This window comes from Pseudomonas sp. LBUM1640 (genome assembly GCF_059716225.1).
On sequence record NZ_CP166816.1, the window covers coordinates 2,394,753 to 2,410,110 of the forward strand.

At 60.5% G+C, this 15,358-nt stretch carries 12 protein-coding genes; 2 read left to right on the plus strand and 10 right to left on the minus strand.

From position 1 onward, the window contains the following. Nucleotides 1–64: 64 nt before the first annotated feature. Genes ACA065_RS10840 through ACA065_RS10850 form a run of 3 tightly spaced genes read right to left on the minus strand, consistent with a single transcriptional unit; the run spans nucleotide 65 to nucleotide 2,647 of the window. Nucleotides 65–1,246 (minus strand): acetyl-CoA C-acetyltransferase, encoded by a 1,182-nt coding sequence (locus ACA065_RS10840; RefSeq protein ID WP_497694485.1) that lies wholly within the window; start codon nucleotides 1,244–1,246, stop codon nucleotides 65–67. 11 nt (nucleotides 1,247–1,257) lie between these two features. Next, nucleotides 1,258–1,917: a CoA transferase subunit B gene (locus ACA065_RS10845; RefSeq protein WP_053255447.1), complete on the minus strand. Its 660-nt coding sequence runs from the start codon at nucleotides 1,915–1,917 to the stop codon at nucleotides 1,258–1,260. A 31-nt stretch (nucleotides 1,918–1,948) separates the two neighbouring features. Then, the gene (locus tag ACA065_RS10850) at nucleotides 1,949–2,647 is read right to left on the minus strand and encodes a CoA transferase subunit A (RefSeq protein WP_395608183.1); all 699 of its coding nucleotides are present in this window, start codon (nucleotides 2,645–2,647) and stop codon (nucleotides 1,949–1,951) included. Between the two features lie 133 nt (nucleotides 2,648–2,780). Between ACA065_RS10850 and ACA065_RS10855 the strand changes: the two genes are divergently transcribed. Further along, the gene (locus ACA065_RS10855) at nucleotides 2,781–3,686 is read left to right on the plus strand and encodes a LysR family transcriptional regulator (protein ID WP_497694486.1); all 906 of its coding nucleotides are present in this window, start codon (nucleotides 2,781–2,783) and stop codon (nucleotides 3,684–3,686) included. A 72-nt stretch (nucleotides 3,687–3,758) separates the two neighbouring features. Here the strand turns inward: ACA065_RS10855 and ACA065_RS10860 are convergent, their stop codons facing one another. From ACA065_RS10860 to ACA065_RS10885, 6 genes are all read right to left on the minus strand, one after another. Next, nucleotides 3,759–4,088 carry a hypothetical protein gene (locus ACA065_RS10860; protein WP_497694487.1) on the minus strand — a complete coding sequence of 110 codons (330 nt, stop codon included), beginning with the start codon at nucleotides 4,086–4,088 and terminating at the stop codon, nucleotides 3,759–3,761. 558 nt (nucleotides 4,089–4,646) lie between these two features. Beyond that, complete coding sequence (locus tag ACA065_RS10865; protein ID WP_497694488.1) at nucleotides 4,647–5,492, minus strand: NAD-dependent protein deacetylase; 846 nt, start codon at nucleotides 5,490–5,492, stop codon at nucleotides 4,647–4,649. 8 nt (nucleotides 5,493–5,500) lie between these two features. Next, nucleotides 5,501–5,941: a CBS domain-containing protein gene (locus ACA065_RS10870; protein WP_497694489.1), complete on the minus strand. Its 441-nt coding sequence runs from the start codon at nucleotides 5,939–5,941 to the stop codon at nucleotides 5,501–5,503. Nucleotides 5,942–6,072: 131 nt separating this feature from the next. Beyond that, nucleotides 6,073–8,022 (minus strand): DNA topoisomerase III, encoded by a 1,950-nt coding sequence (locus ACA065_RS10875; protein WP_497694490.1) that lies wholly within the window; start codon nucleotides 8,020–8,022, stop codon nucleotides 6,073–6,075. Nucleotides 8,023–8,170: 148 nt separating this feature from the next. Continuing rightward, nucleotides 8,171–9,793 (minus strand): MFS transporter, encoded by a 1,623-nt coding sequence (locus tag ACA065_RS10880; RefSeq protein WP_497694491.1) that lies wholly within the window; start codon nucleotides 9,791–9,793, stop codon nucleotides 8,171–8,173. Nucleotides 9,794–9,858: 65 nt separating this feature from the next. Continuing rightward, nucleotides 9,859–11,505 (minus strand): GMC family oxidoreductase, encoded by a 1,647-nt coding sequence (locus ACA065_RS10885; protein WP_497694492.1) that lies wholly within the window; start codon nucleotides 11,503–11,505, stop codon nucleotides 9,859–9,861. A 349-nt stretch (nucleotides 11,506–11,854) separates the two neighbouring features. On the opposite strand from ACA065_RS10885, the gene ACA065_RS10890 reads away from it, so the two are divergent. Next, complete coding sequence (locus ACA065_RS10890) at nucleotides 11,855–12,754, plus strand: LysR family transcriptional regulator (protein ID WP_497694493.1); 900 nt, start codon at nucleotides 11,855–11,857, stop codon at nucleotides 12,752–12,754. 742 nt (nucleotides 12,755–13,496) lie between these two features. Here the strand turns inward: ACA065_RS10890 and ACA065_RS10895 are convergent. After that, on the minus strand, nucleotides 13,497–15,356 hold the full coding sequence (locus ACA065_RS10895) for a DUF3857 domain-containing transglutaminase family protein (protein WP_497694494.1): 1,860 nt from the start codon (nucleotides 15,354–15,356) through the stop codon (nucleotides 13,497–13,499). Nucleotides 15,357–15,358: the final 2 nt, after the last annotated feature.

A 15,358-nucleotide genomic window follows, 5' to 3' on the forward strand; every position in this document is an offset into this window, starting at 1 on the left:
CTGCGCAGCCCAACGGGAGCAAGCTCCCTCACCACAACGGACCTTTTAAACGTTGCTCTGTGAATCAGCTGCGTTCGAGGGCGAGGGCTACGCCTTGGCCGCCACCGATGCACAGCGTCGCCAGGCCTTTCTTGGCATCGCGCTTGATCATTTCATGCAGCAAGGTCACCAGTACGCGGCAGCCTGATGCGCCGATCGGGTGGCCGATGGCGATGGCGCCGCCATTGACGTTGACTTTATCGGCGTCCCACTCCAGCTCTTTGCCCACCGCCAAGGATTGCGCGGCGAAGGCTTCGTTGGCTTCGATCAGGTCCAGATCACCCAAGCTCCAGCCGGCTTTGTCCAGGCAGCGGCGGGTCGCCGATACCGGGCCGATACCCATGATGGCCGGGTCAACGCCGGCATTGGCGTAGCCGGCGATACGTGCCAAAACGGGCAGGCCGAGGGCCCGGGCCTTGTCGGCGCTCATCAGCAACACGGCGGCGGCACCGTCATTGAGGCTGGAGGCGTTACCGGCGGTGACGCTGCCGTCTTTCTTGAAGGCGGGTTTGAGTTTGGCCAGTGACTCGGCGGTGGTGCCGGCGCGTGGCTGTTCGTCCACGGCGAAGGCTACCGGGTCGCCCTTGCGCTGAGGAATCAGGATCGGCGTGATTTCATCGACAAACCGACCCGCTTCAATCGCGGCAGCAGCTTTCTGCTGGGAGGCGGCGGCGAAAGCGTCCTGGGCTTCACGGCTGATGCCGTACTTGTCCACCAGGTTCTCGGCGGTAATACCCATGTGGTAGTCATTGAACGCATCCCACAGGCCGTCGGTGATCATGCTGTCGATCATCTTGGCGTGGCCCATGCGTAAACCGGTGCGCGCGGCGGGCAATACGTACGGCGCCAGGCTCATGTTCTCCATGCCACCGGCGATGATCACCTGCGCGTCGCCGCAACGGATGGCCTGGGCGCCCAGGTGCAGGGCCTTGAGGCCCGAACCGCAGACCTTGTTCAGGGTCAAGGCTGGCACGGCGTGGGGCAGGCCGGCGAGGATCGACGCCTGGCGCGCGGGGTTCTGGCCGCTGCCTGCGGTGAGCACCTGGCCGAGGATCACTTCATCCACTTGGGCCGGGTCCAGGCCGGTCTGCTCCAGCAGGCGACGGATCACAGCCGCACCCAGCTCCGGCGCCGGGATACTGGCCAGCGAACCTTGAAAGCTGCCCACGGCGGTGCGGGTGGCAGCAACAATCACGACGTCTTGCATGGAATCTGTCCTCACTGGAAGTGCATTTCTGGAACGTGGTCCGGGACGATCAGTTTACCGGCGGTCTTGCTCACAATCTCTTCAACGCTGACGCCAGGTGCGCGTTCCTTGAGGACAAAAGCGCCATTTTCGATTTCAAGGTAAGCAAGGTCAGTCAATACACGCTTGATGCACTTGGCGCCGGTCAGCGGCAGGCTGCATTGGCTGAGCAACTTGGACTCACCGTCCTTGGACGCGTGGGTCATGATCACGATGATGTTTTCTGCACCGGCTACCAAGTCCATCGCGCCGCCCATGCCCTTGACCAGCTTGCCGGGGATCATCCACGAGGCGATGTTGCCGTGTACGTCCACCTCAAATGCGCCGAGCACGGTGAGGTCGACGTGGCCGCCGCGAATCATCGCGAAGGACTCGGCAGAGGAGAAGATCGAGGCGCCGATACGCGCGGTCACGGTCTGTTTGCCGGCGTTGATCATGTCGGCATCGATGGTTTCTTCGGTCGGAAACGGGCCCATGCCGAGCAGGCCGTTTTCCGATTGCAGCATCACTTCCATGCCTTCGGGGATGTAGTTTGCCACCAGGGTCGGAATGCCAATGCCGAGGTTCACGTAGAAACCGTCCTGCATTTCGCGGGCGACGCGTTGAGCCATTTGTTCGCGGGTAAGGGCCATGTGTTGTCTCCTTATTATTTGGGCTGGCGGATTATTTGCGGACGGTGCGCTGTTCGATGCGCTTTTCGAAGGTGCCGCAGATGATCCGGTCGACGTAAATCCCTGGGGTATGGATATGCGCCGGGTCCAGCTCGCCCGGTTCGACGATTTCTTCAACTTCGACCACGGTGATCTTGCCCGCGGTGGCGGCCAACGGATTGAAGTTCTGGGCGGTATGGCGGTAGATGACGTTACCGAAGTGGTCGGCCTTCCAGCCTTTGACGATAGCGAAGTCGCCGGTGATGGATTCTTCCATCAGATACGGGCGGCCGTTGAACTCGCGGGTTTCCTTGCCTTCAGCGACGGGGGTGCCGACGCCGGTGGCGGTGAAGAAGGCCGGAATGCCGGCACCGCCTGCGCGCATTTTTTCCGCCAGGGTGCCTTGGGGGGTCAGCACCACTTCAATTTCGCCGCTGAGCAGTTGCTTTTCGAACAGGGCGTTTTCACCGACGTAGGACGCGATCACTTTGCTGATCTGTTTTTCTTCCAGCAGCACGCCCAGGCCGAAACCGTCGACGCCGCAATTGTTGGAAACCACGGTCAGGTCGCGGGTGCCTTTGCGCTTGATCTCGGCAATGAGGTTTTCCGGAATGCCGCACAAGCCAAAGCCTCCGGAGAGCACGGTCATGCCGTCTTCCAGGCCTGCCAGCGCTTCTTCATAGGACGCCACGCGTTTATCGAAACCTGCCATATGCACCTCTTTTATTGTTTGTGGGCCAGCCAATGACTTGAGTGTTGCGCCGACGGATTGATTTGTTAAGTTGTTTTTTAAGGTTGATTGATTTAGAAAACAGCATAGTCGACCCGTCCTCCGGAGCAGCCTCATGACCGTTAAACAGATGCGTGCCTTTCTCGCCGTGGCCCAGAGCCTTAGTTTCGCCGCTGCCTGCGAGCGCCTGCACCTTTCCCAGTCGGCGCTGAGCCTGACCATCAAGGGGCTGGAGGAAGGGCTGGGCGGTCGCCTGTTCAGCCGTAATACGCGCAATGTCGCGCTGACGCCTGAAGGTGAGTCGTTGCTGCCATTGGCGCGTCGCTTGATCGCCGATTGGGACAATGCCGAGGATGAACTGCGCCAGCGCTTCACCCTGCAGCGGGGGCGTGTCACGGTAGCCGCGATGCCATCGTTTGCGGGCAACTTGCTGCCGCCAATCCTGAAGATATTCCGCGCGCGTTACCCTCAGGTGAACGTGACGGTGCATGACCTGATCAACGAGCAAGTGCTGGAGATGGTGCGTGACCGGCAGGTGGAGTTGGGCGTGGCGTTCGAGCCGTCCGAAGGTTCGTCGCTGGCGTTCACCCCGTTGTACCTGGACCGGTTCATTGCGGTGGTGCCGGGTGATTCACCTTTGGCCCAGCGCAGCGAAATCGACTGGCAAACCTTGTTGGAACAGCCGTTTATTACCTTGCAGCGGCCCTCCACGGTAAGGGTGATGCTGGAGGAACACTTGGGCGCCTTGCAGATGAAATTGCCGGTGGCGCTGGAAAGCCACCAGTTGGCAACGGTGGGCAAGATGGTCGCCAGTGGTCTGGGCGTCAGCGCTGTACCGGCATTGTGCGCAAGACAGATGGAGGAGGCGGGTGCCCAGTGCATCACCTTGAGTGACCCGGTGATCGAGCGCCCGATTGGGGTGCTGACCAAACCCGGGCATGAGCTGTCGGCGGCAGCGCAGGTGTTGTTTGATATTTTCCGCGATGAAGCAGGGAAGGGCCGGTTTCCCGCGTTGATATAAGGTTAATTAGAACTGCATATTAAAAAGCCCGCTTGAATAAACAAGCGGGCTTAAATGTTTACTGCGCAATGATCAGCAGTAACGATCAATCACTTTAACCTGCGACTGGCCTTTGAGGTTCTGCCATTCGGTATTAAGTGTGTGGAAGACCTGCTCGATAAAGTTACGATCGGCCGCCGCTTTCTTGCCGACATAACCCTGGCCGCGGCGGTACATCTTCAGGCGCGCTGCCAGTTCACGGTGATTACGGTCGAACTCGGCTTCTTCGGTGTGGGGCGCCAGGCAGTCAATTTGGACTTCGCCCGATTTGCCTACCCACAGGATATGGTCGTCGAGTGTGTCTTTCTGCGCTGCGAACATCTCAGCCAATTCATCGATAGTGGGTTGGTTGTTCAGATTCATAATGTAAGCCCCTTGACCAGTTGGCGATCTATCAGTTGATTCCGTTAAAACTGCTTATGTCTGCGGCTTCGAAAATCGGGCGTCAGTGACTGTCTGCCGAATACGGGCAGGGTCTTGAACCTGATGCATGTAGTCTTGCTGATGAACTGCTACGCAATGGTTTCATAACGAAGACAAGCAGCGTTTGAGCGCCTTGTACCGATCCTTGCGGGCCGGTCAGCTTCATCAATCTGCCTTGTGGGCAGTGCACATCCGGGAAAAACAGCTCGGCGGTCAGACGAGCTTGTTCAAAACGCTTGTTACCAACGCTCCCGATCCGGGAGACGTCTCGATAATGCAAGGGTAAAAAGGTTACGTCAACGGTTATGTAGTGATTTTTTTATAGCACTACATAAATCGTAGTGGGGGCGGGAGAATGCGGAAAAACGTGACTTGGGCGTCATTTTTTGTGCGGTGGGTCGAAGGGGCGCGGTCCTCAATTCAGCCGGGAAACCTGTGGGCGCGAGCAAGCCCGCTCCCACATAAGCCAGTTCCTACCTATTGATTGGCGGTGTGTCGCTATCCCAGTCGCTCGACCAGCAAGGGCAACAATCGCTCGCACGAGGCCTCGATCTTCACCTGCAACAGTTCGTCCCCGCGCGTTTTACCCAGGTTGATGGCAATCACCGGCTTACCTTGTTCCACCATCGCCTTGCACAGGCGAAACGCGGAATAGGCCATCAGCGAGGAGCCTACCACCAGCAAGCCCTCTGCTTGCTGCACCGCAGCCATTGCCTTGGCGGCCGTTTCTTGGGCGACGTTCTCACCAAAAAACACCACGTCGGGTTTCAGCCGTTCGCCGTTGCAGTGCGGGCAGTGGGGGACTTGAAAGCGTTCTTCAAAGGCAGGATCGAGCAACGTATCGCCATCGGGTGCTTGTACGGCATCGACGCCGGCCAGGTAGGGGTTCTGATCTTCCATCGCCCGCTGGATCACATCGCGCTCGCAACGCTGCTGACAATCGAGGCACAGCACGCGGTGCAGGCTGCCATGCAGCTCGATCACATCATGGCTACCGGCCTGGTCATGCAGCGTATCGACGTTTTGCGTGATCAGCCCATTGATGCGCCCGCGTTGCTGCAACGTGGCCAGTGCCAGGTGGGCCTTGTTCGGCTGCGCGACGCGCACCCGTGGCCAACCCAGCATCGCCCGTGCCCAATAACGGCGTCGCGCTTGTGGGGTGGCCAGGAATTCCTGGTACATCATTGGCGCCTTGCCCCGACGCACGCCTTCGCTGTCGCGATAATCCGGGATGCCCGACGATGTACTGATGCCTGCACCGGTCAACACCACAAAGCGCCTTTCAGCCATCGCCCGGTACAGGGTGTCGAGGTAGTCCTCTTGATGTTCCAGCGTGTCGAGCATGGGTTCCCCTATTCGCCGCGGATGTACTGCTCCAGTTGCTTGATCAGGTCAGCCTGTTCGGCAATGGCTTCTTTCACCAAGTCACCAATGGACAGCAGGCCGATCAGCTTGCCATCTTCGACCACCGGCAGGTGGCGCAGGTGACCGTCCGTCATGATGTTCATGCACTTTTCGACACTCTGGTGCTTGTCGACAGTGATTACCGGCGAACTCATGATTTCACTGACGGCGGTGGTCGCGGAAGAGCGGCCCTTGAGGATCAGCTTGCGTGCGTAGTCCCGTTCGCTGATCACCCCCACCACATTGCCTTCGTCCACGACCGGCAAGGCCCCGACGTTTTTGGCTGCCATCTGGATCAATGCCTCCATCACTGTCTGGTGTGACTTGATGGTGTGGACGTCCTGGTTTTTCTGGTCCTTGGCTTTGAGCACTTGTGCGACGGTTTTCATGGCGGCCACTCCGGTGTTGTTGTTAGGAAGTCAGCGGATCCTTACAGAATCCTAGACGGCCTACAGTGCTGCAAGGTCCAAAGCGGCGTTAAACCCGTCGAAAAGCGTCATTTGCCGGATTTTTTTGACGTTTATCCAGCTTTTGTCGGCTTTTTCACCCGCGTGGTGTTGGCGGTTGTCTTGCGTGGCGCCGTCTTGCGTTTCTTTTTCCACGGTGTGGCGCCTCGGCCTGCCGGGCTGGCCGGGCCGGTGATGGTCATGCGCATGCCATTGCAGCGCGCCACTTGTTTGCTCATCCACGCCGCCTGCTTGGCGACGAACTCCTCAAGGCTCATTTCACCGCTTTGCACCATGTCCAGCGCCTGTTCCCAGATCGCAGTGGTGCCCGGGTCGGCAATGGCTCGAGGCACTGCGTCGATCAGGCTGAACGCGGCTGGAGTGGCCGAGAGTGCCTTACCGTTTTTGACCAGGTAACCACGGTCCAGCAGCCCCTGGATAATTCCGGCGCGGGTGGCCTCGGTGCCGATGCCGGTGGTGTCCTTGAGCTTTTGCTTGAGCAGGGGGTCTTCCACCAGCTTGGCGACGTTTTTCATCGCCTTGATCAGGTCGCCTTCGGTGAACGGCTTGGGCGGCTGGGTCCACAGGTCCTTGAGGTTGACCTTGGCCACCGCGTAATCCTGGCCCTGCACCAGCGTTGGCAGGGCTTGTGGCGCAGGTGCCTCAAGGCCTTTGGCGGGGGCCAGCGCCTCGGGCAGGGCGCGTTTCCAGCCTGGCTCGATCACAACCTTACCGACGGCGCGCAAGGCTTGGCCTGCACAGTCGAAATCGGCCTGGGTGCGATCGTATTCATGGTTGGGCAGGAACTGCGCCAGGTAACGCGCACGAATCAGGGTGTAGACCGCACGATGCTTGCCGATGAGCTGCGTGACATCCTTGCCCGCGCCGGTGGGAATGATGCCGTGGTGCGCGCTGACCTTGGCGTCGTTCCACGCCCGCGAGCGTCGTTGGGGGTCGATATGCGGCATCAGCTCATTGACCGCTTGATCCGCGCGGCCCAGCGCGGCCAGGATTTTCGGCGCGTCACCGTGCTGGCTTAACGGCAGGTAGCCGCAATCGCTGCGCGGGTAGGTGATGGCCTTGTGGGTTTCATAGAGTGACTGGGCGATATCCAGGGTTTCCTGGGCACCGAGCCCCAGCTTCTTGGAGCAGATTTCCTGCAGGGTGCCAAGGTCGAAGGGCAGGGGCGCCACCTCGCGCATGCGCTCGGTACGCAGCTTAACCAGCCGCGCCGTGGCAGCGTTGCGCATGGCGTCGGCCGCGTCCCTCGCCAGTTGTGGGTTAAGGCAACGACCCTGGTCGTCACAGGCGTCATCCGCCGCGCGCCATTGAGCGGTGAAGGTCATGCGCTCGTGGCGCAGGTCCACATCAATGGCCCAGTAAGCCACCGGCACAAAATCGGCAATGCTGCGGTCGCGGTCCACCACCAGGCGCAGGGTCGGCGTTTGTACCCGGCCCACCGGCAGCACGCCTTGATAGCCCGATTGGCGCCCGAGCAAGGTGAACAAACGGCTCATGTTCATGCCGATCAGCCAGTCGGCGCGCGAGCGACCCAGGGCCGAGTGATACAGGCTGAAGGTTTCGGCGCCTGGTTTGAGCGCAGCCAGGGCCTTGCGAATGGAGGCGTCATCCAGCGCCGACAGCCACAACCTTTGGATCGGCCCCCGATAGCGGCAATGCTCCACCAGTTCACGGGCAATCATCTCGCCCTCACGGTCGGCGTCGGTGGCGATCACCAGTTCCTGGGCCTCTCCCAGCAAACGTTTTACGGCTTTGTACTGGCTGGCGGTCTTGGGCTTGACCAGCATCTTCCATTTTTCCGGGACGATCGGCAGGTCGGCCAGCACCCAGCGCTTGTATTTGGCGTCATAAGCATCGGGCGGGGCGGTTTCAAGCAGGTGGCCAATGCACCAGGTGACTGTGACCCCATTACCTACCCAGCAACCGTCGCCGCGTCGGCTGGCGCCGAGCACGGCCGCGATATCCTTGGCCTGGGAGGGTTTTTCACAGAGGTACAGCCGCATGGTCATCACATCAGGTTGGGTTGATGCCTTGCAGGATGCTTAGTCAGAAGGATTTGAGCAACCATTATCTGTATGGATGTACAGCAATTTGTGTGGTTGACCCAAACCTAGCTGTGGGAGGGAGCAAGCAACGCCCTCCCGCAGACGATCAGTTGTTATTGATATCCACATGCCGCGTTTCTTTGAGGCAGAACAACCCCACAATCAAACTCACCCCGGTCACCACCACCGGATACCACAGGCCGTAGAAAATATCGCCGGTGTACACCACCAAGGCAAACGACACGGTGGGCAGGAACCCGCCAAACCAGCCATTACCAATGTGGTAGGGCAGCGACATCGAGGTGTAGCGGATACGCGTCGGGAACAGTTCCACCATCAACGCCGCCAGCGGGCCGTAGCACATGGCGGCGATCAGGATCAGCACCACGATCAGCACCACCACCATGACTTTGTTGACCTGAGCCACATCCGCCGAACTCGGGTAGCCGGCCAGGGTCACGGCGCCGCGCAGGGCGGCTTCGTCGAAGCCGTCAATACGCACATCACCCACGCTCACTTGCACCGGGCTGCCTGCTGGCGCGGCGCTGCTGCTGTAGGGCAGGCCTTGCTTGACCAGGAAAGTCTTGACCTTGTCGCACGGGCTGTCAAAACGCGCCTTGCCCACTGGGTCGAACTGGAAGGTGCACGTGGCCGGATCTGCCAGCACGGTAATCGGGGCCTGATGGCTGGCCTGGTCCATCGCCGGGTTGGTGTAGTGCGCCAAGCCCTTGAAGATCGGGAAGTACAGCGCCGTAGCGAGCAGCAAACCGAGCATCAGCACTGGTTTGCGGCCAACCTTGTCCGACAGCCAGCCAAACAGGATAAAGAATGGCGCGCCGATCACCACGCTGATTATCAGCAGCATGTTGGCCAGGGCCGGGTCCATCTTCAGGAACTGGGTGAGGAAGAACAGCACATAGAATTGCGCCGCGTAGAAGGTCACCGCTTGCCCGCCATTGATGCTGAACAGCGCGATCAGCACCACCTTGAGGTTTTCCCATTTGCCAAAAGACTCGCGGATCGGCGACTTGCTGGCCTTGCCTTCCTCTTTCATTTTCAGGAACGCGGGCGACTCATGCAGGCTCATGCGGATCCAGGTGGAAATGCCCAGCAGCACGATGGAGAACAGGAAAGGAATCCGCCAGCCCCACACTTCGAACTGGTCGCCGGTGAAGTAACGGCAGGCCAGCACCACCAGCAACGACAGCAGCAGGCCGAGGGTGGCGGTGGATTGAATCCAGCTGGTGTGCAAGCCGCGTTTACCGGCCGGCGCGTGCTCGGCCACGTAAGTGGCTGCGCCGCCGTATTCACCGCCCAACGCCAAGCCTTGCAGCATGCGCAGCACGATCAGGATGACCGGTGCCGCAATGCCGATGCTGGCGTAGGTCGGCAGCAGCCCGACACAGAACGTCGCCACGCCCATCAGGATGATGGTGACGAGAAAGGTGTACTTGCGCCCGATCATGTCGCCCAGGCGGCCAAACACCAGCGCGCCGAACGGGCGCACGACAAAGCCGGCCGCAAAGGCCATCAGGGCAAAGATAAACGCCGTGGTGTCGTTGACCCCGGCGAAAAATTGCTTGCTGATCACCGCCGCCAAGGCGCCGTAGAGGAAAAAGTCATACCACTCGAACACCGTCCCCAGGGACGAGGCGAAGATGACTTTCCTTGATTCGCTACCGGTGCTCGCGCTGACTGCCGAGCCCAGGGGTTGAGCATGTTCTGACATCGGGTAACCCTCACAGTGATTATTTATTGTTGTTCCACTGTCGGCGCCGGGTGCGGCGCCGCTATTCAGATTGCATGAACCGTTTCTTTTTGCGGGGCGAGGCTCCTTGTGTTCGGCGAAAGGATCAACTGCGCAGCTTTCTCCGCAATCATCAGTGTAGGTGAGCAGGTGTTGCCGGACGTGATGCGCGGCATCACCGAGGCGTCGGCGATGCGCAGGCCCGGCACGCCATGCACACGCAGTTGGGCGTCGACCACGGCGTCTTTGTCGTTGCCCATGCGACAGGTGCCCACCGGATGGAAAATCGTCGTGCCGATACGCGCGGCGGCTTCGTGCAGTTGCGCCTCGGTTTGCAGTGAGTCGCCCGGCAGGTATTCCACCGGTTTGAATTGGCTCAAGGCTGGCGCGGCAACAATGCGGCGCGTCAGGCGGATCGCGTCAGCTGCCACCCGTAGATCTTCCGGATGGCTGAGGTAATTGGGCCGAATCAATGGCGCATCTGCCGGGTTGGCCGAACGAATGTCGATACGGCCACGGCTTTGCGGACGCAGGTCGCACACCGACGCGGTAAACGCCGGGAACGCATGCAGCGGTTCGCCAAATCGCTCCAGGGACAGCGGTTGCACATGGTATTCAAGGTTGGCCGAGGTCTGTTCCGGGCCGGAGCGAGCGAAGGCACCGAGCTGGCTGGGCGCCATCGACAGCGGGCCGCTGCGGTCATACAAGTAGCGCAGGCCCATGCCCATCTTGCCCCACACGGTGCCGGCGATCTGGTTCAGGGTGCGTGCGTTTTCCAGCTTGTAGATCAGCCGCAATTGCAGGTGATCCTGCAGGTTGCCGCCCACGCCCGGCAGTTCGTGCAGCACATCGATACCCAACGGCTTGAGCACGTTGGAGGGGCCGATGCCTGAGCGTTGCAGGATGCCCGGCGAGCCCACGGAGCCGGCGCACAGTACGATCTCTTTGCGTGCCTTCCAGCTCATTTGTTGGCCATGCTGGCGCCCGACCACTGCCCAAGCGCGGCCGTTTTCCAGCAGCACGCGGTCGACTTCCACGTCGGTCAGCACGGTGAGATTGGGCCGCTGGCGGATCGGCTTGAGAAACGCCTTGGCCGCGTTCCAGCGCACCCCGGCTTTCTGGTTGACCTGGAAGTAGCCGCAGCCTTCGTTATCGCCCTGGTTAAAGTCGCTGATCGGCGCGATACCGCTTTGCGCCGCCGCATCGCGAAAGGCATCCAGGATCGGCCAATGCAGCCGCTGTTGCTCAACGCGCCACTCGCCGCCGTCACTGTGGAATTCCGAGCCACCGGCAAAGTGGTTTTCGCTTTGCTTGAACAACGCCAGTACGTCTTTCCACGCCCAGCCCGGGTTGCCCTCGGCCGCCCAGCCGTCGTAATCCTGAGCTTGGCCGCGCATATAGATCATGCCGTTGATCGACGAGCAACCGCCCAGCACTTTACCGCGTGGGTAACTCAACGCACGGCCTTGCAGGCCTTCCTGGGCTTCGGTCTTGAAGCACCAGTCGGTGCGTGGGTTACCGATGCAGAACAGGTAGCCGACGGGGATGTGGATCCAGGGATAGTTGTCGCGGCCACCGGCTTCGAGCAGCAGCACGCGGTGGGCGGGGTTGGCGGACAGTCGATTGGCCAGCAGGCAGCCTGCGGGGCCGGCGCCTACTACCACGTAATCGTATTCAGCAGCTGCAATGGGCATCTGAGGTCTCGCTTGTTTTTCTTATTGGCCCCATCCTAGTTGTTAGTTTTCGTCTTAAAAATGTTAGTTTTTACCCAGCTGCTGTGCGTTTTTAAACAGCGCCATACAAAAATGAAATGAATAGAGCCCCCTGTGGCGAGCGAGCTTGCTCGCGCTGGGCCGCGAAGCGGCCCCATCAAAGTGAACGCGGTGGGGCCGGTAAAACGCGGTGTAGCTATTGGGGCTGCTACGCACCCCAGCGCGAGCAAGCTCGCTCGCCACAAAAAGCTCGTTGGCCACCACAAGCTCGCTTGCCACAGGGGCCGGGTCAGGCATCAGAAAGCACTTATGTCCAAGGGAGAGGGGCGACATGTTCGACTGGAATGACCTGCGGTTTTTTCTTGAGTTGCAACGCAGTGGCCGCCTGCTCACCGCCGCGCAGCGCCTGAAAACCACGCATGCCACCGTGGCTCGGCACATCGAGGCCATCGAAAAAAGCCTTGGCACCGCGTTGTTTGTGCAGCACGCCCAGGGCTACGAGCTGACGCCCTCTGGCGAAGCCCTGCTCAAACACGCCGAAGCCATGGAAAACGTCGCGCTGTTGGCCGAAGACGAACTTACCCATTCCGCCGCGCCCCTGGGCAAGATTCGCCTCGGTGTGGCCGAAGGTCTGGGCGTGATGTTCCTTGCCAGTCGCATGGGCGGGTTGTTCGACCGGTATCCAGGGCTGGAGGTGGAACTGGTGGCCGTGCCGCGCTTCGTCAGCATCCTCAACCGCGAAGCGGAAATCAGCATCCACCTCGAACGCCCCAGCGTCGACCAGCTTGTCACGCGCAAACTCACCGATTACCGCCTGGCGCTCTACGCCAGCCGCGCTTACCTGGACCGCAATCCACCCATCGAAAAACGCGAAGACCTGGCTGTTCATTCGTGGATCGATTACGTGGATGACTTGCTGTTCAGCCAGGAACTCAAATTCCTCAGCAGCTTCTGCCGCAACCCCAAGGTGGTGTTCCACAGCACCAGCGTGATCGCCCAGCACCAGGCGGCGCGCTCGGGGTTGGGGATTGCGGTGTTGCCGTGCTTTATGGCGGCGGGTGATCCGGATCTGGTGGCGTTGCTGCCGGGGGAGGGGATTGAGCGCAGCTACTGGATCAGTTCGCGCCGGGAGCTGCACAAGTCGGTGCGGCTGCGGGTGTTGTGGGATTACGTGGTCGAGTTGTGCGCGCGTGAGCAACCGTTGCTGCTCGGCGAATCCAACTGTGTTTAGGTAGGTTGAGTACATATCCGTTGCTGCGGTCACGGCGGCTTAGGGTTCCGCTCTTACAGCGGGTCACTTTTTTACAAACGCCTAAAAAAGTAACCAAAAAACGCTTTGCCCCACCACTCGGTGCCTCGCCTAGGCTCGGCATGCCCGCACTCCGGCTTGAATCCGTGGGCCGCCGCGATGGGCCATCCTTGGCCCAGCGCGGCTAACCCGGCGTCCTGCCGGGTTACCCACGGATTCAAGCCTGCGTTCGGCCATCGTGGTTAACGGGGCCTGTCAGATCAAGATCAAAATCTACAGCACGGCGGCCTAGTAGCCGACCTGAGTGGTTGAAGCAAAAGCAGGGCAACAGCACAGCAAAAACAGGGCAAAGGCAGATCTGCTTTTCTGTGGGAGCTGGCTTGTCGGACCGCCGAACCGCTGCGATGCAGACACCTCGGTACATCAGTTAGACACAGTTGATGCCATCGCAGGCAAGCCAGCTCCCACCTTTGACCGAGTGCACACATTTGACCGAGTACACACATCTACCTGATGTGCTGAGCTCCAAATGTGGGAGGGGCGGTGCGACGATTCGACTTGCTCGCGAATGCGGTGAGTCAGTCACCCAATGCATCAACGGGTACGCCGCCATCGGTAGGTCGGCTACCAGGCCGTCGTGCTCTGCTTTTGATCTTGGTCTTAGGCGTCCCGCGACAACCACGGCATAGCCTGCGTTTACAGGACCAAAGCGGGCCCACTCACCTTAAAGCTTCACCACTTGATGCACCTGCTCGGCACACGCCCGTGCTGCTTCAATCATTTTTCCAAACGCCTCACTGGCGATTTCAGCATGGGTCAGCCAATGCTTTTTCTGGCTCAGGCGATAGTGATAGCGCAGCTCGCCATCGGTGCGCTGGCCTTCCAGGTCCATGTCGTACCAAGGCGAGCGCACCTGGCAGCCGGGGATGGCTTTTTCCATCTGCCCGCCAGTGAGTGTGTAGGTGTAGTCGGTGGTTTGGGGGTTGCCCATGTACAGGTCGGCCTGCTGCCCGTGGCGGCGGTAATTGATGAAACCGTCCCATTGGGCCTTCAACGATTGGTCGGTGTAGACGTAGTCATTCGCCAGTTTTTCCAGTGCGCGCTGGTCGTTCAGCTGTGCGGTGACGGTGTAGCCGTCGTGCACGACAAAGGCGGTGGGCTGGCGGGTGACAAGGCAGTCGCTGATATCGTCACCGAAGTTGGCGCAGATGTCCTTGTCAGTCGCGGTGGTGCCTTGCTGGCGGTCGGCGACGCTCAATCGCATCAGCGGCAGGCGGCTGAAGGTGAGGGTAGCCTGGACCGCACCCTTGCCGTGCTTGTCGAAATGCACCTTTTTGTCCAGGCGCAGGACGGTTTCGGGGCGTTCCAGTGGGATGTGTTCTTCGCGCACCTGGCTGTTGGCGTCATTGACCAGCGCCCAGCGGTCCTGGATGTCCGTCATGGTCTGCCCTGGGGCGAACACAGGGTTGGTGGGGTCGAGCCACCAGACCTGGCCGCCCACTTCGGCACGCACGATGGCGTGGTTCGGCGCGTTCGTGCCGGGGATCAGCAACGACTGCACCCATTCCCCACGGCTGACCCATGCCGTTTCGGCCTTGATACCACTGGCCTTGAGCATCGCGGTCAGCAGGATCGCCAGGTCCTTGCAGTCGCCGTAGCCATGCTGTTCGATTTCGGCCAGGTTGAACGGCACATAGCCGCGCTCCGTGGCGCGCCAGTCGCCCAGGTAGCGGTAGTGATCGTTGATATGCTGCATTAACGCGGCGACCTGTTCGGCCGGCGGCAAGCTGCGTGCTGCAGCCACCGCAGCAGCACTTTGCGCCGGCAGGCTGGCGCCTAGAATCTGGTTGTAGCGCTGGGCGAAGTCACCGAAATACGCCTGGCGGTCCAAGCTGCTGCCTACTTCGAGGCGTGGCGCGTGCAACAGGGCGCCGTTGGTAGCTTCGTTGATGTAGTTGAGGTAGGTCGGGGCTTTTTGCACCACATCCAGGGTCTTGCCGCCGGCCGATGGCGTCACGGTGAACCCGTCGAACAGCTCGCTACGCCACTGGATCGGCCTTTCGGCGGTAAAGCGTGCCTTGAAGTGGTCGCGACGGAGCGCGCTGGGGCCGAACTTGAGCGCGTAGTGAAACTGGGTGACCAGCGGTTTGGCGGCGCGATGTTCGCGCACGGTGTAGCGAATCTGTGTGCCCACGCGCAGGTTCGGGAAGGCCAGTGAGGTCTGTTTGTCGCGGCTGAAGCCATGGTCAGGGTTAGGTGCCGTGCGTGTGTCAATTTGCGCGGCGCCCAGAGCAACCGGTTTGGCCCCCGGCTGGATGGATTGCGCGCTGATCACCTCGAAGGTGTCGCCTTCGGAGTAATCGAAGTCGATGCGCGAGAGCATTTCGCGGCCATTGGGCTTGAGGATCGTGTAGTGCTGGAGGGTGGTGCAGTCGGTGCTGGCGTCGGCGTTAAAGTGACATTGCAGCTCGGTGTCGCTGGCCAGCGGGGCTTCGGCGATGGGTTGCAGCGCGGCGCTGACGGAATGGGTAACAAGCCCCAGACTGATGGCAATTAAGGGGCGGTGAAAAGAGAAACGGTACATGC